Origin of the sequence: Pontibacter pamirensis (genome assembly GCF_010015475.1) — a bacterium.
Lineage (GTDB): Bacteria > Bacteroidota > Bacteroidia > Cytophagales > Hymenobacteraceae > Pontibacter > Pontibacter pamirensis.
The window spans coordinates 104,782-127,070 of the sequence record NZ_SSNI01000002.1 but is presented as its reverse complement, the minus strand read 5'-3'; the positions used below and the strand labels follow the sequence as shown (position 1 = coordinate 127,070).

Genomic DNA, 22,289 nt, shown 5'->3' with positions numbered 1-22,289 from the left:
AAGTACGAAGCATGAAGAATAGAAGTAAAAATATACTGCGAAGTATGCTGCTGGCAACAGGCCTGATAGCTTGCCTTGGCACACAAGTGCAGGCGCAGGAGTCGCCGATGGAAGAAGACTTTTTCAAGATAATGAGAATCAGTTCTCCAGAGGGCACGCTGCTGGAAGTAGGTGGCCTGACGGTGCTACCAAATGGAAACCTGGGCGTTTCCACCCGTAGAGGGGATATTTTCATCGTGGAGAACCCTACCTCTGCACAGCCCTTTTTTCGCAAATTTGCCTCTGGTTTGCACGAGGTGCTTGGCCTGGCTTACAAGGATGGGGCGCTATATGCTGCCCAGCGCGGGGAACTGACAAAAATGACGGACACGAACAATGATGGCAAGGCAGATTTGTTTGAGACGGTGTATGCCTGGCCTTTATCAGGGAACTACCATGAGTATAGCTTCGGCCCAAAAATAGCGCCGGATGGCTCCTTCTTTGTTTCGGCCAACTTAGGCTTCCCAAACCCATGGTGGCACGCCAAGAGCTTGGTGCCGATGCGTGGCTGGATGATGCGCATCACTGAAGATGGCAAGATGGAGCCATGGGCCACAGGGCTTCGCTCACCCGCAGGACTGGGTATGATAGACGGAGAGATGTTCTACTCCGAAAACCAAGGCGACTGGGTAGGCTCCGGTGGCATCTGGCACGTAAAGAAAGGTGCTTTCACGGTGCACCCGGGCGGCTTGCGCTGGGCAGACAGGCTAGATTCACCTGTAAAGCTGAAGCAGGAGCAGATCTTCTCCAAAATAAAACCGCGCGAAGAGTTTGACGACAGTGGAGAGCCTGTGAAGCCGGAGAACGTTCAGAACGAGGATTTCGTGACGATGTATGATATGAAGGAGGAGCTACCGGGGCTGCAGACACCTGCGGTCTGGTTACCGCACGGAATACTGGGCATCTCAAACTCTGAAATAGTGAAAATTCCGGAGGAAAACTTTGGCCCATTCGGTGGGCAGTTGCTGGTTGGAGACCAGGGGCAAAGCAAAATTATGCGCGTGGTGATGGAGAAGGTGAACGGCGAGTACCAAGGAGTTGCCTTCGATTTCCGTGGCGGTTTCCAATCAGGTGTGTTACGTATGGCCTGGGCTCCGGACGGCTCTCTTTTTGTGGGGGAGACAAGTCGTGGCTGGGGTGCTGCCGGCGATGCCAACCAAGGGCTGCAGCGCTTGGTTTGGAACAACAAACTTCCGTTCGAGATGCGCACCGTAAAGGCGATGCCGGACGGTTTTGAGATAGAATTCACCAAACCCGTGGATAGAAAGTCGGCAGCGGATATTGCCTCTTACGGCGTCGAAAGCTTCATTTATAAGTACCATGCAGTGTATGGCAGCCCTCCTGTAAACATGGCAACACTTCCTATAAAAGGAGTGAAAGTATCAGAGGATGGTATGAAGGCACGCCTCATTGTGGATAATCTGCGCAAGGGTTACATCCATCATATTAAGCTGGATGGTGTGCGTGCGAAGGACAATTATTACTCACTAGTACACCCCACTGGCTACTACACGCTGAACAACGTCCCGGAAGGGCAGAAACTGAGTATGAGCGAGGTGAGCACCATTAATTCAGCCACTGCACAGCAGAAAGCCGGCACAGCAAAGACTGCACAAAAGTCAGCAGCTAGCGCTACTAATGGTGCACAAATTGCCAAACAGGCTCAGGCAAAATCCGTTGTACTTGATTTTGACAAGGATATCAAGCCGCTCCTGGCAAAAAATACTTGTTTGGCTTGCCATAGTACAGACAAAAAGCAAGTAGGGCCGGCATTCAGGGAAGTAGCCAAGCGAAAGTACTCTGACAAGCAAATTGTACAGCTGATTCATGAGCCCAAACCTGAAAATTGGCCAAGCTATGCCACACCAATGCCACCGATGCCGCAGGTGCCAGAGGCGGAGGCGCTCAAAATAGCTTCCTGGATCAATTCTCTGAAATAATTTGTAGATTGTAAGCCAGACGACATCACAAAATTAGTTTATGCTTCTCACTAGTTAAAAACATGTGGCAAGACAGAGCTAAAAACAGAAACCAAAAGAACCCTTACACATATGAAATCTATTCTTTCAAAGAAAGCTACTTTCGCCGCTATAGCCCTTGGTTTGCTGGCCTATACCAACACAAAAGCACAGGAAACACCGAAGCCGCCGAAGATGGTACCGGAGATGACCGAGTTCTGGGAACCCGCAGTGCGTGTAGTAACGCCGGCGGCAAACAATGCTGCTCCGTCTGATGCCATTGTGCTGTTTGATGACAAGGACCTTTCACAATGGAAAGCCAAGGACGGAAGTGGTGAGGCCAAATGGCAGGTAAAGAACAATGTGTTCACAGTAGGCAAAGGCGATATCTCTACTAAAAAGGAGTTCGAAGATTTTCAGCTGCACATAGAATGGAGTGCACCGGACGAAGTGAAAGGTGAAAGCCAGGGCCGCGGCAACAGCGGCATCTTTCTGCAGGACCGTTATGAAGTGCAGGTACTGGATAACTACAACAACAGAACGTATTCCAATGGCCAGGCAGGCAGTATATACAAGCAGCACCGCCCGCTAGTAAACGCCATGCGCCAACCTACTGATTGGAACGTTTACGACATCATCTATACTGCCCCGCGCTTCAAAGAAGATGGCACTCTGTTTACTCCCGCTCGCGTAACGGTGCTTCATAACGGCATACTGGTACAAAATAACACGGAAGTGAAGGGACCAACAGAGTATATCGGCCTTCCTGAGTACAAAGCCCATGGCAAGGCGCCTATCAGCCTGCAGGACCACGGCAATCCTGTACAGTACCGCAATGTCTGGATCAGAGAGTTATAATAATATAGAAGTATAAACAGGGCAGCCGCTTCAAGGCCGTGCTCTGTTTATACTTTTACGACCTGTTCACCTGACTCTATAACAGCATTTTAAATTTACAAGATGAAAAAACAGATTACCTTTCTGGCTTTCGCTATTGTCTTCCTGCTCTTTCATAACATCGCTGTACAGGCGCAGTCCAAAGTTAAAGTGGCCTGTGTAGGCAACAGTATAACAGAGGGTGCAGGGTTAAAGCAAACATACCCTGACGTGCTGCAGATACTTCTTGGGGAGCAGTATGAAGTAAAGAACTATGGCATTGGTGGTCGAACGCTGCTGAAGAAAGGCGATTTTCCGTACTGGAATGAGGAAAAGTATGGCGAAGTGCTGGCCTGGAATCCGGATATAGTTGTTATCAAGTTGGGTACTAATGATTCGAAGCCACAGAATTGGCAGCACAAAAAAGATTTTATAAAGGATTATAAAGCCTTGGTAAAGTCTTTCCAAAAGCTGCCTTCCAATCCGCAGGTATACCTGGCATACCCTGTTCCTGTTTTCGAGGATAAGTGGGGCATAAATGAAAATGTGGTAAAGAACGAGGTGTTACCTGCCATAGAGAAAATCGCCCGACAAACTAATGCGAAAACAATAGATCTGTATACGCCTTTCCTGGGCAAAGCCGCCCTTACCTACGATGGCGTTCACCCAAATGATGCCGGAGCCGCACTTATAGCCAATGAAGTGTATGAAGCCATTAAACCATTAAAAGCAGTATCGGCTAAGTAACATAAAGCAACTCCTGCGCACGATGCAAAGCCTGTTCTCTATGCTGTGCTGGTTCTGTAATACTGGGATGGGTGTTGTTTTTGAACTTCCCTTTAACATAAAGTAAACTGAAAAGAGTAATGCAAAACAAGTGTTTCAAAACTAGCAAATATCTCATTGAGGAAATTTCACTATTTTTTTGACGAAATTTGATTATCTCCTGCAAGCTTTATGAAACGGTAAAGATCAACAGTGTCAAAAGCACGCTTTAGGCCTATTACTAGTTGAATACGCTCTAGTTAACAGTTGGGGTACACATTAGAAACATTTGATACCCCTGCAGCAATGAATATATTCGTACTTTAGTAGCGTTAAAAGTGACAAATCACCTGTCGCAGTTGAGTATAGGCTCACTGATTTTTGCACCAGGTAAGGAAATTATTCTTTTTGTAAAACAATATATGTAGCTTCGTGTGCTACAATCTTCACCTAGTAATATCTTGTTGTATTTCTTAAGAGCTGCTGCTTTATCCAATTTAAGGTTGTTTTAAAACAAGAAAATGAGTTATAATAATGCTACGCCAGAGTTTTGCAACCGATTTCAGGAAATAATTGCAGCAAAATTTTAACTTTAAAAGTTAAGTCTGATGCAAGGTTTGTTAAAGTAGTATCATAGACAAGGCTGTAGAACGTCTAAATTTACTATATCGGCATGTGTCAGAAGCCAGAGTGAATGAAAATGCGTGTTTTGTGCTGTTTGAGAGATTAAATTTTTTAACAATCCCAAGGTAAATGAAAGGTTTATGCGGAATTTATACTATAAGGTTCATGTTCAGCGGAAGTACGGCAGTTATGTAACCATAATTTTTTGGAAGGCTTCTTCCTGATTTAGACGGAATTCGATGATTTATTCTACGCATTTAGATGATTGACTAATCACTTGTAAACCAAAAGCGTGCAGCCTGCTAGTAAGTTAAATTTAAAACTTAAGAGAGATGCTTGAGGAGAACGATTTTCAATTTTTTTGACCAACAATAATCTGTACAAATAATAATCTACACAAATTTTATATTTAATCATGATGAAACACATGTACTTCTACAGGGGTTATTTATTTAATCATCCTGTTAGTGACTCGCTAAAAGCATGGAGGCTGGCCCCAGTGATGTTGGCTTTCCTTCTGCTGCAAAGCGTTTTTAGCTTTGCACAGACAACTCAGCCAGTGAGTGGTAGAGTTGTGTCATCGGAAGATAACTCACCGTTACCAGGCGTAAGTATTGGGGTGAAGGGAACATCTGCTGGTGCTATTACAGATGCTCAGGGACAGTTCCAGCTTCAGGCTGCTAGTGACGCTGTTCTGATGGTATCTTACATAGGTTTTACTTCGCAAGAGGTTCCTGTAAACGGCCGTTCTAACATCACCATCACTTTGAGACCAGATGAGAAATTGCTGGAAGAGGTAGTGATTACCGGTTACGGTGAGGTTAGGAAAAGTGAGGTAACAGGAGCTCAGACTACCATTACTTCAGAATCAATCGAAAAGACTGTTAACACTACGATTGAGCAGGCCATTCAGGGGCGTGCCGCCGGCGTTTACGTGACACAAAACACAGGTGCGCCAGGTGGCGGTATATCTGTGAACATCAGAGGGGTTAACTCTATCGGTGGAACAAATGAGCCGCTATATGTGATTGACGGTGTGCAGATTGAAGGTGCTATTTCTCCTTCTGGCTCGAACCCACTTTCTACCCTGAACCCAGCGGATATTGAAAGCATGGAGATTCTTCAAGGACCTTCTGCTACAGCTCTTTATGGTTCAAGAGCTACGAACGGTGTAGTTCTGATTACAACCAAGCGTGGTAAAGCCGGTGATATACGTATTAACTATGCCTACCTGTACAGCTTACAGACGGCTCCTGAAAAGTTGGAGGTAATGAACCTGCGCCAGTATGCCCAAATGGACAACGAATTCAAAGCTATTGCAGGCGGAAATGTTCGCGAGGACTTTTTGGATCCAGCGTTGTTAGGTGAAGGAACTGATTGGCAGGAAGAGCTATTTAAAAGTGCTCCTATGCAAAAGCACCAGCTGAGCTTAAGTGGCGGTAGCGAGAAAACAACTTACTACCTTTCAGGTGAATACCTTAATCAGGATGGTGTTGCCTTAGGGTCTGGCTTCAACCGAGCTTCGGTACGACTAAACTTAGATAACCAGGCGAAAGACTGGCTTTCTATCAAAGCTAATCTTAATTATGCGCAAACAGATGAAAGTATCTCATCAACACAGTCTGATGTGATCACGAGAGCTATACAGCTGGCGCCACACATCCCAGTAAGAAATCTGGATGGAACATGGGGAGGAGGAAACGTAACGAATAATTCTGCTGAGCAGTTTACACCGCCAAACCCAATCGGGCTTGCTGCACTGACACGAAATGACCTGCAAAAGCGCCAGTTGCTGGGTGGCCTGACGTTAGGGGTCAAAATCACTGATGATCTTAACTTCAGCACATCCTTTAACGGAAACGTTGGTTTTTCAAACTCAACTTACTTTCTTCCAACTTACCAGTTTGGTTATCAGCAAAATACAGTAGCCATTCTGAATAACAACAACAGTTTAAACACCTCCTATAACTGGAACCAGATGCTTCAATACCAAAAGCAATTTGGGAAGCATGGCATCAACCTGATGGCAACGCACGAGGTGAATGAATCTAACTGGAAAAACCTGTTTGGCGAGAGACGTGGCTTTCAGACGAACGACGTAATAGATCTGAATGCTGGAGATGAGGCAACAAGTGTTGCAAGAGGCGGGCAAGGTGAGTGGGCAATGAGGTCTTATCTGGGTAGAGCTATTTATAACTACGATGAGCGATATATCATTACAGGTGCCTTCCGTGCGGATGGTTCTGTAAACTTCGGTCCGGAAAACAGATGGGGTTATTTCCCATCCGTATCAGCTGCCTGGAGAGTGTCTGAGGAAGATTTCTTCAATGTCCCTTTTGTAAGTGACTTAAGACTGCGTTATGAAATCGGTCTGACCGGTAACCAGGGAAACAGCGGCGCCATCTTCGGTACGCTTGCTGCTGGTCCAACACCATGGGGCACTGGTTTTATAGCAAGCAGATATCCTAACCCGAACTTCCAGTGGGAAGAAACGAAGACAAACAACTTTGGTATAAACTTAGGCTTGTTTGATAACAGAGTGCAGTTAGAAGCAGATTACTATATTAAAGACACCGATAACCTGATTTTAGGTAGCGCATTGCCATGGTACATGGGTACAAACGGAAACGGTGCTATTGCGCCTCCTACAGTGAACATTGGTTCCCTGCAAAATAAAGGCTGGAGCTTTACCTTGAACACCATTAACATCGACAATACAGCCTTCAGATGGTCAACAAACTTTAACTTGTCTCACTTCAAAACAGAAGTGACTGGTCTGACCACTGAAACCAGCCAGATAGACCGCATCAACTGGTGGATGAATAACTGGACACAGCGTACGGTGGTGGGCCAGGCTCCCTGGTTGTTCTACGGCTACATCGAAGAAGGCATCTTTGGGTCTGTTGAGGAAATTCAGAACAGCGCTTTACCAGCCGACAACAATGGTGTAGAGTTCCCGATTGCTGAAAACAGCATATGGGTTGGTGATGTGAAGTACCGTGATATAAATGGTGATGGCATCATCACGGGTGAGGACCAGACATTCATCGGTAATCCCTGGCCAAAATACTATGCTGGTTTCACCAACGATTTCTCTTACAAAGGCTTTGACCTGAGTGTGCTGATCACCAGTACGATTGGAAATGACATCTACAACTACCTTCGTAATGAGAACACGAACCCGAACAACATTAACATTGGTAGAAACTTGTTTATTGGCGCATTTGATTATGCCAGAGTGGAACTAGACGCAGAGGGTAACCCGTACCTCGCAAACCCTGGTACCACTGTAGCCAGAATGTCAGGAGGTAATAAGAACAATAACTTCCAGCGTCACACTGACAAGTTTGTAGAGGATGGTTCCTTTGTAAGACTTAAAAACGTGACCTTAAACTACAACCTGCCTTCTTCAATGCTGGAAAAACTGAAGTTCATTCAAGGAGCGAGAATTGGCGTAAGCGCACAAAACGTTTACACCATCACAGGTTACTCCGGATATGATCCTGAAGTTGGTTCTTATGTAGGACCTAACGCAAACGCAGGAAATGCCGCCATCGGTGTAGATTATGGCCGCTACCCGCTAACACCGGTTTACTCAGTAAACGTTGGTATTAATTTTTAATTAAAACACAAAGAGCAAAATGAAAAATAGATTCTTATACATAGGTGGACTTCTGGCCCTGTCCGTTTTTTCGGGCTGCGAGAAGGATTTCCTGGAAAGGCCACCGCAAGACACTTTAGTGGATGCCAACTTCTTTAAAACTGATGCACAATTATTGGCAGCGTCAGCACCGCTCTACAGCGTGGTGTGGAAGGATTATGTAGACAAAGCATCCTGGGCATTAGGAGACCTTAGAGCCGGAACAACGATGCGTGCCTGGGGATACAGAGACGATGTGTTGTTTAACACCACAGAAGTTTCTACATCAAATAGCGAAGCTTACCGCGCATTCTGGATTGTAGTCGGCCAGGCCAACACCCTGATTCAAAACGTAGAGCGCTACGCAGGGCCTGAAGTATCTGATGAGATAAAGAGGCACGTGATTGCCGAAGCACGCTTTATGCGCGCCACCGCTTATTCTTTACTGGTGATGAACTATGGTCCAGTGCCGATTATAGAAAATAACCTGACATTACTGAATGATCCGGCTGTAAAGCGCAACACAGTAGAAAGTGTTTGGGAGTTTATCACCAGAGACTACCAGTATGCGGCTGAAAATCTCCCGGCCAATGCTGTTGCACCCGGAAGAGTGTCACAATGGTCGGCAGAAGGTATGCTAGCCCGAACGTACCTGATCAGGGCCGGAGTAGGTGGCAGCATGAACCAGGAATACCTGGATCTGGCAAAGCAGTATGCAGAAAGAGTGATCACCATGAGTGGCCATGCCCTGCTTCCTGATTATGCTGACCTGTTCCGTTATCCTTATGACAATAACATAGAGTCGCTGTTTGAGCAGCAGTGGGTGTTTACAACCAACTACGGATATGCTAACACCATGGTGTCTCAGATTACTTACAGCAACGACATCGCCAATGGTGATGGCTGGGGGGGCGATTTAGGTGCTACATGGTGGCAACTGAGCCTCTACGATGGCTTGTTTGAAGATGGATTCACCAATGATACGCGTCTGAAAGCTACTTACATGCTGCCAGGCTTCCATTACCCTGAGATAACGCAGACTGTGCGGGATGCAGAAGGTAACGCAACTGAGCAGGAGTTAGTTTTCCCTGCACCAGGTGCCGACGCACAAAGCAGCTTTGCCAACATCAAGAAGTATGTAGTAGGTAAAGCTGCTGACGTAGGAGGCCAGGCTGCGCAGCAACGCTATCCAAACGACACCTACATGTTGCGATTAGCCGAGATGTACCTGATCTATGCGGATGCAGTTCTCGGTAGCAGCGAATCTACCACGGATGCGAAAGCGCTGGAATATGTAAATGTGATTAGAAACAGGGCTCGTGTGGCTCCTATTGAGGATGTGCTTACCTGGGAGGACGTTTTTGAAGAGCGTATGAAAGAGTTTGCCATGGAAGGGTTGGCGTGGTATGACCTGGTTCGAATCCACTACTATGATCCTCAAAGGGCCTATGATATTATCAACAGCCAGGATCGAGGATTATTTGTGGCTCATCCAAACCGTATGCCGCACCCAACTTCATGGGAGTTTGAGAAAACGGAGTGGTTTACTGAAAGAACAGCTACAGCTAGTTCCGGAAACTTCCTGCTTCCAATACCAGCATCTGAGGCAAGTCAGGCACCATGGCTGAGAGATGAGCCGGTTCCTTATGAGTTTGGAGGATAATGTTGTTATCACTAAATGTAGAAAAAGCATATTATGAAATTAAATTATAAATCATTGTTATTCCTCTTCTTCGCTTTAGCGATGACAGGAATGTTTTCGTCCTGTTCTGATGATGATGAAAATGGCCCGAGCGGTGGTACACCCAGGATTGATTACATCAGGGTTACAAGACCCGATGCATCAGACTCTCTCATTGCGATGGCAGGGCAGGGCAGTATGATTGCCATTGTAGGACAGAATCTTCAGGATGCGCGCGAAATTTGGTTCAACGATCAGCGAGGAATACTGTCTCCTACGTTCATCTCCAGTACGTCCATTATCACCCGAGTTCCTGCTGAAATACCGCTGGAGATCTCAAACCAAATGAAAATCATATTTGCGGATGGTGATTCTTTATTACATGATTTTGTGGTAGATATTAGCGAGCCGGTGCTTTTAGGAATGATGAATGAGTATGTGAACACTGGTGATGTAGCTAGTATATTCGGCAATTATTTCTACGCACCTGTTACGGTAACCTTTACAGGAGGAGTAGAAGGGGAAATAGTTCTGGTATCAGAAGATGCCGATAGGATAGAGGTGAGAGTGCCGGAGGGAGCGGAGCCAGGTCCAATTACTGTAGCAACCAACTTTGGTGAGACAGAGTCTGAATTCTGGTTCCGTGATAACAGAAACATCATTGCAAGTTTTGATGAAACCACTGCAGGGTTGTGGCATGGACCAGCCTATATCAAAGCATCTGATCCGGATATTCAAAACATCAACGGGAATTTTATCCGCGTTAACCGACAGTTGGGTGCCTGGGCATGGTTTGAAATGTATGTTGGTGGTGCAGACAGCGATGTAGCCAAAGAAACCAAAAACATTCCTCAGGCAGCTTTTGCAAATCCATCGGATTATGTGCTGAAGTTTGAAGTAAACACACTAGCTCCTCTAACAGGTGCAGAGATCAGAATGTACATGGGCCAGGACGTAGGCGGCGAGCGAGGAGAAACCTATTATATATGGAAGCCTAATGTGAACACGAATGGTGATTGGGAAACAGTGACCATTCCATGGGAGGATTTCTATGCTGACAACAATGAGTTTGCATACAACCCGAACGGCTATGGCGTGTCTTTCCACTTTAGCGGCCCGCTCCCAGTAGAAGCGAATTTTGCAATTGATAATATGAGGGTAGTACCTATAGCGAATAATTAGTTCTTATAAAAAGATATATATAAGTATGAAGAATTTTTATAACACAAGGCTACTCTTGCTTATCTGCCTGGTGCTTTCATTCGGCTTCATCACATCTTGCGATGACGACGATGATGTAGATCCAACATCAGGAGATGTGCAGTTGTTAAGCTTTGGTCCGACCGGAGTGCGACACGGAGACGAAATTCGGTTTTTTGGTCGAAATATGGACCGTGTAGAGGCTATTGAACTGGCTGGAGCTACCGTTACAAAAGCGGATTTTATTGAGCAGACGACAGACCTCATCAGGCTCATGGTACCCAATGAGGCAATGGCAGGATTAGTGACACTCAGGCTTGCGGACGGCGGGGAAGTTGTTTCCAAAACCATTTTGAGTTTTAATGTTCCGATTACCATCACTTCCGTAACCGAAGAAGCAAGACCTGGCGCTAACATTACTATAACCGGTACCAGACTTAACTGGGTGGAAGGTGTAGTGTTTGACAGCGACACAGTAGACGAGTTTGTAAGCCAGACAGCATCTGAGCTGGTACTACAGGTGCCGATGACTGCCAAAACCGGAACATTGTTCCTTTTAGGTGGCGGGACAGAGCCTATGTCTATTGAAACGGAGAACGAACTGGTAGTAACGTTGCCACAAGTAACGGCTTTACCTACAACGCCTTTCAATACCGGTTCAAATGTTACCATTACAGGTACCAATCTGGATCTTGTAAAAGCAATCATGTTTACAGGTGTAGGCGAAGCTGTAGTAACTGAGTTTGTAAGCCAAACACCTACTCAGATTGTTGCGCAAATACCAGCCAATGCGGCTACGGGTCCTCTTACGCTAGTGGCGATGTCTGATGTGGAGGTCGAAACGACGCAATATTTAATTGTTGTGTTACCTGCGGTAACTGCATTGTCTCCTAATGCTGTCCGACATGGACAGAACCTGACAATAACGGGTACAAACCTTAACCTTGTAGAGGAGATCCAATTTACAGGTGTAGGAGAAGCTAATGTAAGTGAGTTTGTAGATCAGTCTGCCACACAAATTGTGGTTGAAGTGCCAGGAAATGCATCAACTGGCACGTTAACGATGGTGGCAAGTTCAGGTGTAGAGGTTGAAACTACGCAACAGGTGAACATTGTTTTACCTGTTATCACATCGCTGTCTCCAAGCCCGGTAGATCCGGGGCAGAACCTGACCATCAACGGTACCAACCTTGATCTTGTAGAGAGCATCGAATTCCAGGGCGGTACTGAGGTAACTTCTTTTGTTAGCCAGTCGGCTACACGAATTGTTGTGCAGGTACCGATGAATGCTAAGAGAGGGGCTTTGACTCTGACGACTACAAGCGGTTATGTGATAGAAACAGATAACCGTGTAAGCATCATCTTACCTGCTATTACAACTGTTACGCCAGAGCCGGTTGTTCCAGGAAATTACCTTACCATCAGTGGAACAAACCTGGATCTCGTTCAGACCGTTGAGTTTACAGGTGGTGCCAGAGTTTCTACTTTCGTGGCTAAAAATGCCAACCAGATTGTTTTAACTGTCCCTGCTGATGCAGAGACCGGTATATTGAAACTTATCACTACTACTGGTTTTGAAGTTACCACCGATAAGCGAGCTGTGATTGGTACGGCAGCACCAAACATCGACTATTACATCTACCAGGAGGCATTGGCCACAGGATGGGCAAAGTGGAATGGCTGGAGCACGGCATCTCAGGATATGGCTAACAAGGAACAGCCACATAGAGGTGAGAACGCGATAAAGGTCGTTTATGATGGATATGGTGCCTTACAGTTCGCAAACACGAATGCGAATGTTCTTTCTGGTAGAACACACCTTATACTTTATGTATATGGAGACTCAGGAAATACAAGAATAGCAATACAAGGTAAAAATGCAGCTGGTGCAAACTTAAATGAAGTACCTGTTAACGTAGTTGGCGGAAGGTATACAACGATCGAGATTCCATTGACTGCTTTAGGAAATCCTGCAAATGGGATATCGGAGCTTTGGATCAAGAACATAGATCCTAAAGCCGATAATACCGTTTATATAGATGATATTGGGTTACGTTAATAGAACGTAATTCTAAAAAAGGAAGAGCAGCATTGTTCTTCCTTTTTTTTTACCTTTTTGGTGCTGCATTATCTGCCAAAGCATGAGCTAATTTTAGTTAATTACGTGCTTGAAACGCATTTATATGCAAGTCATCATAGTGCATACGTTTAGTGAGGTTATTCATAATCTAATAGTGAATAAAGGGTAATGCGCGCCCAATTTTTGTCTTTGAAATTGTGAATGATGCGGATGAATAAAGTTTTTACAATACTCTTTTGCTTACTGTTTGTAAACCTGCTCACTTCAGAAGTGCAAGCCCAGAAATATGAAGCTGAAAATGCGACACTTGCCGGAGGAGCATCGAAAATAGCATGTGCAAATTGCTCTGGAGGTAGTGCCGTGGCGCAGGGAGAAGGTAACCTTACTTTCACGGTAACCATTCCTGTAGAAGGTTTTTACAACATCTACATCAGAGCGGCAGCTCCATCGGGAGACAAAATAAATAAGTTTGAAATAGGAGGGAATACTTTAGATTTCTCGCTGAAACAGAACAACCAGTATACCACCCTCAAACTTGTCAGCGCACAAAAGCTAGCTGCCGGCCAGCACCAGGTAAAAATTTCTAAATCCTGGGGGTGGATTGACATCGACTACATCGAGTTTGAAAGTGTGGACGCAACAGGCAGGTTTGATTTGAACCAGACCCTCGTCACCCCAAACCCCACCAAAGAGGCAACCGCTCTGTATGATTTTCTGCTGGACAATTATGGAGACAAGATCATCTCTGGAGTGATGACACTGAATAGTTTTGATGAATCAGAATGGCTAAAGGAGAATACCGGTAAAGAACCCGCTTTGTTAGGGATTGACTTCATGCACAGTGGCCGCGATTATAACTGGTACAATGATGAAACGCCTATCAACGATGCTAAAACCTGGTACAGCAGAAACGGCATACCTGCCTTAATGTGGCACTGGCGTGATCCTTCCCGCACAACAGAGCAATTTTATACCAGAACTAACGATAAGCCAGAAGGTACTGCATTTGATATTTCCAGAATCTCTGACCCGACCTCAGCAGAATATACTGCCATGCTGGCTGACATTGATTATGTAGCGGGCATGCTCAAAAAACTGCAGGACCAGCATGTTCCGGTAATATGGAGGCCTTTGCATGAAGCGGCAGGTGGCTGGTTCTGGTGGGGTGCCAAAGGCCCTGAGCCATTGAAAGCGCTGTGGCACCTGATGTACGACCGTATGGTAAATCACCATGGCTTGCGCAACCTTATTTGGGTGTGGACAAGGGAGCCGGACGACGATGCCTGGTACCCCGGTGACGAGTATGTAGATATAGTGGGGCGAGACATATACAAAGACGGAGACCACGGCTCGCAGACGCTGGAGTTCAGTGACATGAACAGCCGGTATGGCGGCAAAAAAATGCTTACACTAAGCGAGGTGGGCTCTTTCCCGGATGTTGACAATCTTGTGAGCGACGGAGCCGCCTGGTCATGGTATATGCCCTGGTACGGTGGGTATACCCGTGATAGCAAGTATAATTCCCTTGCCCTATGGAGAAAGATGTTTGCGCATGAGTATGTGATTACGCTCGATGAAATGCCGCAGCTAAGCACATACGAAAGGCAAGACTCAGTAGCTGAACCAATAGAACCGACGGGCCTGTGGAATAACCAAAAGGAGAAACCGGCTTTTATAGCTTATCCAACTATGGTGGTGAGAGATTTAGCCATCAGCAGCGAGCGGAGAATGGAGACTATCACCATTTACAATGCACAGGGCAAGTTGGTGAAGCAGCAGAAAGCAGGCGGAACAACAGCTATCGTATCTTTCACGGGCCTCGTTCCAGGGTTATACCTGGTGAAAACAGACTTAAATGGAGCAGCAGTAAGAATCATAAAAATATAGCCGCAGCTAAGAATCTGCAGAAGGCGCAGCTATCAACTATTTTCAACAGCATGAAATAGTATAAAAAGGGCAGTGCCCTCTCTAGTGCCACCCCCGACTTGGAAAGTGACTACTTTTTGGTGCAGCCCGAACTGAATATTACTCTGATTTCCTAACAATGCTTTATATGAAGAAACGCTACTCTCTTGTTTTACTTTTATTTTTTGCCTGTAATATATTGCAACAGAATGCCTGGGCACAGGCTTCTGGGGAATATACCTGGAAGAATGTGCAGATACAGGGAGGAGGTTTTGTAACGGGTATCATATACAACCCGTCAGAAAGAAATCTAGTGTATGCCCGAACGGATGTAGGGGGCGCCTATCGGTGGGACGAAGCAAACAAAACCTGGATACCACTCACAGATCATCTGGGGCGGGAAGAAGAAAACTACACGGGTATACTTAGTTTGGCAACTGACCCTTCAGACCCAAACAATGTCTACCTGGCCACCGGACTCTATACCCAATCGTGGGCGGGTACAGGAGCAATACTAGCCTCAGCCGATAAAGGAAATACCTGGACAAGGACTGAACTGCCTATCAAGCTGGGCGGCAACGAAGATGGCCGGTCGGCAGGAGAACGGCTGATGGTAGACCCGAACCTGGGCAGTGTGCTTTACCTGGGGTCCAGCACCGATGGCCTCTGGAAAAGCACCGACAGCGGAGCGAACTGGAGCAAGGTGAACAGTTTTCCGATAGAAAGCTCTCCCATAGCATCAGGTGGAATTTCATTTGTGATGTTTGATAAAGGCAGCGGAACAACAGGAGAACCTACGCCTACCATATATGTAGGAGTGCTGCAAACAGGAACCAACCTCTATAAAAGCACAGACGGAGGCAGTACCTGGCAAGCAATGGCGGATGCTCCAATGGACTACATGCCGCACCAGGCTGCCTTGGCTGCAGATGGCACGTTATACATTACCTACTCAAACGGGCCGGGGCCTAACAATATAACGGCAGGAGCAGTCTGGAAGCTGGATACGGCAACAGGCCAATGGACCAATATCAACCCACCAGCAGGCCAGGGTGGTTATGCCGGTCTGTCGCTCGACCCACAGCAGCCAGGTACACTTATCGTTTCGACGATAGGCAGGTGGTGGCCCCGTGACGAAGTGTTTTATTCCAGCGATGGCGGAGCAAATTGGATACCTCTTTTGAACGAAGCAGTTTTCGACCATTCGCAAGCTCCTTATGCTGCCGCTTCCACACCGCACTGGATAGGTGACGTTGAAATCGACCCCTTCCAATCAGACAATGCCTGGTTCACAACAGGGTACGGCGTGTATAACAGTAACAACTTGTCTGCCGCCGAAAGCAACAGCCCAACCCGGTGGGTGTTTCAAAACCAGGGGCTGGAGGAAACAGTACCGCTACAGCTTATCAGCCCGCCTTCCGGTGCTCCTTTAGTGAGTGCTTTAGGCGACATAGATGGTTTTCGGCACGACAATTTGAATGTTTCGCCTGCAGCCGGCCGGTTAGCTCCTCTTTATGGTACCAACACAAGCATTGATTTTGCAGAGAACAAGCCTGCCTTTATGGCGCGAACACACTATAACGCGGATGGCAGGTTCGGAGCATACTCCACCGATGGCGGCAGCACCTGGACAGCCTTTGCAAGTGCTCCGGCAGGCACTACCGGAGGGGGCACGATTGCTGTTTCTGCGGATGGCACCACACTTGTTTGGGCTCCTGGCGGAGCATCAGGTGTATTCTACTCCCGCAATAATGGCGGCAGTTGGACCAGCGCAACTGGCATATCAAAAGGAGGTCTGAGGCCTGTGGCAGACCGTGTGAATGCTAAAAAGTTTTATGCATATGATGCGGAGGCAGGTCGGGTTATGCTGAGTACCAACGGCGGAACATCCTTTTCCGCAGCAGCTACAGGGCTACCTACCGTACCAAGCTGGCAGCTTTGGGCCGCAAACCTGGAAGCCGTATTTGGCGTGGAAGGGGAGCTTTGGCTGACGAACCCAAACGGCGGGCTTTACCGCTCCACCAACTCCGGAGGCACTTTTCTTAAACAGTTCAATGTGCGGGAAGCAGTAAAAGTAGGTTTTGGCAAAGCGGCACCCGGCCAAACCTATCCGGCAGTATACATAGCTGGCAACGTTAATGATGAAAGCGGTTTCTTCCGCTCCGACGATGCCGGTGCTACCTGGGTGAGAGTGAATGATGAGCAGCACCAATTTGGTGGCGTGAACGACATAACCGGAGACCCCCGCGTGTTCGGACGGGTGTATGTAGCCACAAGTGGCAGAGGCATCGTGTATGGAGATATTCCGGGTATTGTGAATGGGATAGAAGATGAACAGAAAATCTCCTTTACTTACTCTCCAAACCCTTTCAGTACGACTTTACAACTAGAAGCTGATGCGCCCTTTACTTATACCATTGTGAACATGCTGGGGGTGCAGGTAGCCAAAGGGCAATGCAGCGGCAAATGTGCTATTGGCACCAACCTGGAGGCTGGAATCTATGTTCTGACGATTAGACAAAGAGAAAAAGTGCAGTCTGTAAAGATTATGAAGTATTAAAGATGCGGGGGCATGTATTTGACCTGTACATGAGTTATTACTTGCAGTGGATTTAATATCTGGCTTTCTGTGTTAGAGTGCTTAGAACATAAAGGCTCAAATGCATGCTTGTTGCAGGTATGTACAAGTTTACTTAATTTAGTTGCCATCATATAACAGAATGCAGTTTTTAAAAAAGTCCCGTCTTTTTCATCTTTTCATGCTTACCGCTTTTTTTGCAGGTTGTAAGGAGAAAGATGCTAAAGTTGAAACTGGTGCACCACAGGAAAAGCAGGCTCCCGCCGAAACGCTCTTTTCCTTGTTGCCAGCAGCGCAAACCAACATCAGTTTCAGCAACACCATACAGGAAAACCCTTACGGAAATATTTTAGCTTACCAGTATTTTTACAACGGGGGCGGTGTTGCTGTTGGTGATATCAACAACGATGGCCTGCAGGATATCTATTTCTCAGGAAATATGGTGGCCAACCGCCTGTATTTGAACAAGGGCAACATGCAGTTCGAAGATATCACGGTGCCGGCTGGCGTGGCAGGCAGGCCGAATAACTGGAAAACAGGTGTATCCATGGCCGATGTTAATGGCGATGGCCTCTTGGACATGTATCTCTGCTATTCAGGTAACATGCCTCCTGAGGCCCGGGCCAATCAGCTCTTCATTAACCAGGGGCCAGATGCCAACGGAGTTCCAAAGTTTGCGGAGCAGGCACAGGAGTATGGGCTGGCCGATGCCTCTTTCAGCACAAGCGCCACTTTCTTTGATTACGACCGGGATGGCGACCTGGATATGTTCCTGCTCAACCACAATCCTGTTACTTTCAGCAACCTTGATGATATTGCTATAAAAGAAATCCAGAAAAAGACGGAGCCGGAAATGCGGGTGAAGCTGTTCCGGAATGATGATGGTAAGTTCGTTGATGTGTCTGATAAAGCAGGTTTTGCTGGCTCTGCATTTACCTATGGCCTGGGTGCTGGTATAGCGGATATAAACAACGACGGCTGGCTGGATATATACATCTCAAACGATTACTCTGCGCCGGACTATCTCTATATCAACAACGGTAACGGCACCTTCACGGATAAAATCAACCAAAGCGTCGGGCACATCTCATTATATTCTATGGGAAATGATGTAGCAGACATCAACAACGATGGCCTGCTGGATGTGTATACCCTAGATATGCTGCCGGAGGATAACCGGAGGCAGAAGCTGCTGTTCTCCCCGGATAACTATGAGTACTTCGACCTTTTTGTAAATGCCGGATTCAGCCCCCAGTACATGCGCAACATGTTGCATGTTAATAACGGAGATGGCACCTTCAGTGAAGTAGGGCAGTTAGCAGGTATCTCGAATACCGACTGGAGCTGGGCCCCGCTGTTTGCCGATTACGATAACGACGGCTGGAAAGACCTTTTTGTATCGAATGGTTTCCTACGCGATTTTACTAACCTTGACTTTATAAAGTATAGAAGCTCTTATTTCCAGGGGGTAGGTAACAAGATGAACCGGCAGAGTATTTTAGACCTGGTGAATAAAATACCCGCCTCTAACATTAATAATTACATTTATAAAAATAACGGTGACTTGACCTTCACCAATAAAGGCGTGGACTGGGGAGTGAATGTTGCCTCAAACAGCAACGGCGCATCCTACGCTGACCTGGATAACGACGGCGACTTGGACCTGGTGGTCAACAACATCAACAAGCCTGCTTTTATCTACCAGAACAAGGCAGATAAGCAACTGAACCACAAGTACCTCCAGGTAAAACTGCAGGGAAGCGGTAAAAACACACTTGGTGTTGGGGCGAAAGTGATGCTGTATAAAGATGGTATGCAGCAGTACCAGGAGCAAATGCCTTCACGAGGGTATCAGTCTAACGTATCGCCGGTGCTGCACTTCGGTGTAGGCGAAGCGGCTACAGTCGACTCGCTGCGTGTAGTGTGGCAGAGCGGGAAACAGCAGGTGCTGCGTGATGTAAAGGCAAACCAGGTGCTCGTGCTGGAGGAAAAGGAGGCCACTTCCACATACCGCTACCCTAAAGCTAAAACGAGTTCTGCTTTAGAGCCTATCAAATCGCCGGTATCGTTTACGCATCAGAAAAGTGCTGTGAATGATTTTAAGCGTCAGCCACTGCTGGTGAACCCGATGTCGTTCTCTGGACCGGCGCTTGTGAAAGCCGATGTAAACAGCGATGGCCTGGAGGATGTATTTGCCGGTGGTGGAGCAGGACAGGCAGGAGCACTCTACTTGCAGCAAAAGGGCGGCCGGTTTGCGGCGAAGGCTACAGCAGCTTTTGAGGCTGATAAGTTGAGTGAAGATGTAGATGCCGTTTTCTTTGATGCGAACGGTGACGGTAACGTAGACTTGTACGTCAGCAGCGGCGGCTACGGCAACTTTGCCCCGGAAGATGCTTTGCTGCAGGACCGCCTATACCTGAACGATGGCAAAGGCAACTTCACAAAAACAACCGATGCTTTACCTAAGATGCTGACCAGCACCAGCAGCGCCCGTTCCGCAGATATCAATGGCGATGGGCACCAGGATTTGTTCGTTGGTGGCCGCGTGATTCCGGGCCGTTATCCGGAGCTGCCAAGAAGCTATGTGCTGCTGAACGACGGCACCGGTCGGTTCAAAGATGCGACCGCCTCCGTAGCACCCGCTTTACAGCAGATAGGCATGGTGTCTGATGCTGCCTGGCACGACTTGGACGGCGACAACAAGGCTGAACTAATACTAGTAGGAGAGTGGATGCCGGTAAGTGTGTTCAAAAACACCAATGGAAAATTAAGTAATGCCACTGATACTTATTTTAGCAAAAACTACAGTGGCTGGTGGAATAAACTACTAATAGAGGATTTTAACCAGGACGGAAAACCGGACCTGATGGTAGGAAACATGGGGCTGAATTCACAGGTAAAAGCTTCCGAAAATCAGCTGGCAGAGCTATATTATAAAGATTTCGACGACAATGGTTCTGTAGACCCTATCCTGACGTTCCACATCAAAGGGCAGCGTTACCCCTATGTAACCCGCGACGAACTGCAGGAGCAGGTGAGCATGATGCGGACGCGTTTCGCAAGCTACGAGAGCTATGCTGATGCAACCCTGCAGGATATCTTTACGCCGGAGGAACTTAATGGGGCAAAGCAACTGTCTGCTAATTACTTAGAGACAACTTACTTTGAGAGCAGTGCAGGTGGAAAGTTCGTTCTAAGGCCCCTGCCGATAGAAGCACAGTTTGCACCTGTCTACGCCATCAGCCCGCTCGATTTTAACAAAGACGGGAAACTGGATGTGCTTCTGGCCGGAAATATGAACCAGGCTCGTCTGCGGTTCGGGAAGTATGATGCCAGCTATGGTTTGCTATTGCAAGGCGACGGTAAGGGCGACTTTACGTATGTGCCGCAGTATCAATCGGGCCTGCAGCTAAAGGGGGATGTCAGAAGTATACTTACATTTGATAATTCGATATTGTTCGGAGTAAATCAGCAGGATATAAAGGCATACAAAATCAAGTAACTATGAGAGAACTACTGCCCTTCATTTTTATTATGATGCTGGTGTTTGGTTGTAAAGAGCGGGAGGAGCAACCGCTTTCCTTCAGCAGCCAACATATCAGTGAGGTTATCGCTGAAATGACGGACCTGATGGTAAATGATGTTACCAATCCACCGCTGGCGGCCCGTTTTTTCTCTTATGCCACACTGGCGGGGTATGAGGTCATGTCGCAAAACGACAGCAGCCGCCAAAGCATGTACGGTATCCTGAATGAATATCCTAAAATAGAAAAGCCTGCTGGGCTAACAGGATATTCTCCTGAGCTAAGTGCACTATTGGCGATGATGGAGACAGCCAAAAAAATGCAGCCTTCCGGCGCACTGCTAGATGCCTACGAGCAGCAGTTTCTTGATTCTTTGCGGAACGCAGGTGTTTCTGAGGAGTTAGTCACAAATTCGCTTGCCTATGCGCAGGCGGTAAGCAAAGACATTCTGGCCTATGCCAAAGCCGATAAGTACAACCGCATCAGCAACTACGCCCGCTACTCTCCTTCAGAGGTAGAAGGCACCTGGCATCCGACGCCTCCTGGATTTTTTGCGCCTGTGGAGCCTTATTTCAACACTGTGCGCTCTTTCACCCTCGACACCTGCAGCCAGTTCCAGCCAGCCCCTCCTGTTGCTTTCTCAAAAGATAAGAACTCTGAGTTTTATACCATGCTGCAGCAGTGCCAACAAAAAGGAGCAAATAATCTGACAGAAGAGGAAAAAGCCATCGCTGCTTTCTGGGACTGTAATCCCTTTGCCTTGCAGGATAACGGGCACCTGATGGTGGGCATGAAAAAGATATCACCCGGTGCACACTGGCTGGGCATCACGGGCATTGCCTGTAAGCAGGCAAACAAAAGCTTTTCTGAGGCCATGGAAATTAACACCATGGTATCCGTGTCCTTGATGGACGGCTTTATCTCCTGCTGGGACGAGAAATTCAGAAGCAACCGTATCCGCCCTGAAACAGCCATCAGAAAATACATGGATACCTCCTGGAAGCCTTTTCTGCAAACACCTCCTTTCCCGGAATACCTGAGTGGCCACTCTACTATCTCTGCAGCTTCGGCCGTGGTGCTAACGCACTACTTCGGCGAAGATTTTAAGTATTCCGATACAGTAGAAGTGCGCTATGGATTACCGGAGCGTGCATTCGAGTCCTTCCAGCAGGCGGCCATTGAAGCCGGCCTCTCCCGATTTTATGGCGGCATCCACTTCATGGATGCTATCGACAACGGACGTACCCAGGGGCTTCAGGTAGGGGAGTGGGTTTTAGATAAAACAGGAAAAGCTATCGCTGCGGAAAAGGAAGCTATTGTTCAGAAGTAGCTAATAGAAGTAACCTGCAACAATAAGCTGCTTACTACTACTGCTCTTTTGGACATATGTCTCCGAAAGCAATCTGCCGGGAAACTTCC

Annotated in this window: 11 protein-coding genes; all 11 read left to right on the top strand. The window is 47.1% G+C overall.

The features are described from left to right. Positions 1-11: 11 nt before the first annotated feature. The 11 genes from E1919_RS03355 to E1919_RS03305 all read left to right on the top strand — a co-directional run bounded on the left by E1919_RS03355 (position 12) and on the right by E1919_RS03305 (position 22,200). Positions 12-1,979, top strand: coding sequence for a c-type cytochrome (locus tag E1919_RS03355; RefSeq protein ID WP_162051920.1), 1,968 nt, complete (start codon positions 12-14; stop codon positions 1,977-1,979). 111 nt (positions 1,980-2,090) lie between these two features. Continuing rightward, on the top strand, positions 2,091-2,855 hold the full coding sequence (locus E1919_RS03350; protein WP_162051919.1) for a 3-keto-disaccharide hydrolase: 765 nt from the start codon (positions 2,091-2,093) through the stop codon (positions 2,853-2,855). Positions 2,856-2,957: 102 nt separating this feature from the next. Then, positions 2,958-3,620 (top strand): GDSL-type esterase/lipase family protein, encoded by a 663-nt coding sequence (locus tag E1919_RS03345; protein WP_162051918.1) that lies wholly within the window; start codon positions 2,958-2,960, stop codon positions 3,618-3,620. A gap of 1,057 nt (positions 3,621-4,677) precedes the next feature. Continuing rightward, a complete protein-coding gene (locus E1919_RS03340; protein ID WP_237143975.1) occupies positions 4,678-7,884 on the top strand; it encodes a SusC/RagA family TonB-linked outer membrane protein in 3,207 nt (1,068 codons plus the stop codon). Between the two features lie 19 nt (positions 7,885-7,903). Continuing rightward, positions 7,904-9,565 (top strand): RagB/SusD family nutrient uptake outer membrane protein, encoded by a 1,662-nt coding sequence (locus E1919_RS03335; protein WP_162051917.1) that lies wholly within the window; start codon positions 7,904-7,906, stop codon positions 9,563-9,565. Positions 9,566-9,598: 33 nt separating this feature from the next. After that, a complete protein-coding gene (locus E1919_RS03330; protein ID WP_162051916.1) occupies positions 9,599-10,765 on the top strand; it encodes a glycan-binding surface protein in 1,167 nt (388 codons plus the stop codon). A 25-nt stretch (positions 10,766-10,790) separates the two neighbouring features. Continuing rightward, positions 10,791-12,842 (top strand): IPT/TIG domain-containing protein, encoded by a 2,052-nt coding sequence (locus E1919_RS03325; RefSeq protein WP_162051915.1) that lies wholly within the window; start codon positions 10,791-10,793, stop codon positions 12,840-12,842. Positions 12,843-13,133: 291 nt separating this feature from the next. Further along, positions 13,134-14,750, top strand: coding sequence for a glycosyl hydrolase (locus E1919_RS03320; protein WP_162051914.1), 1,617 nt, complete (start codon positions 13,134-13,136; stop codon positions 14,748-14,750). 166 nt (positions 14,751-14,916) lie between these two features. After that, the gene (locus tag E1919_RS03315; RefSeq protein ID WP_162051913.1) at positions 14,917-17,328 is read left to right on the top strand and encodes a T9SS type A sorting domain-containing protein; all 2,412 of its coding nucleotides are present in this window, start codon (positions 14,917-14,919) and stop codon (positions 17,326-17,328) included. Between the two features lie 160 nt (positions 17,329-17,488). Then, positions 17,489-20,848 carry a VCBS repeat-containing protein gene (locus tag E1919_RS03310; protein ID WP_162051912.1) on the top strand — a complete coding sequence of 1,120 codons (3,360 nt, stop codon included), beginning with the start codon at positions 17,489-17,491 and terminating at the stop codon, positions 20,846-20,848. 2 nt (positions 20,849-20,850) lie between these two features. Beyond that, entirely contained in the window at positions 20,851-22,200 is a 1,350-nt protein-coding gene (locus E1919_RS03305; protein WP_162051911.1) for a vanadium-dependent haloperoxidase, read from the top strand. Positions 22,201-22,289: the final 89 nt, after the last annotated feature.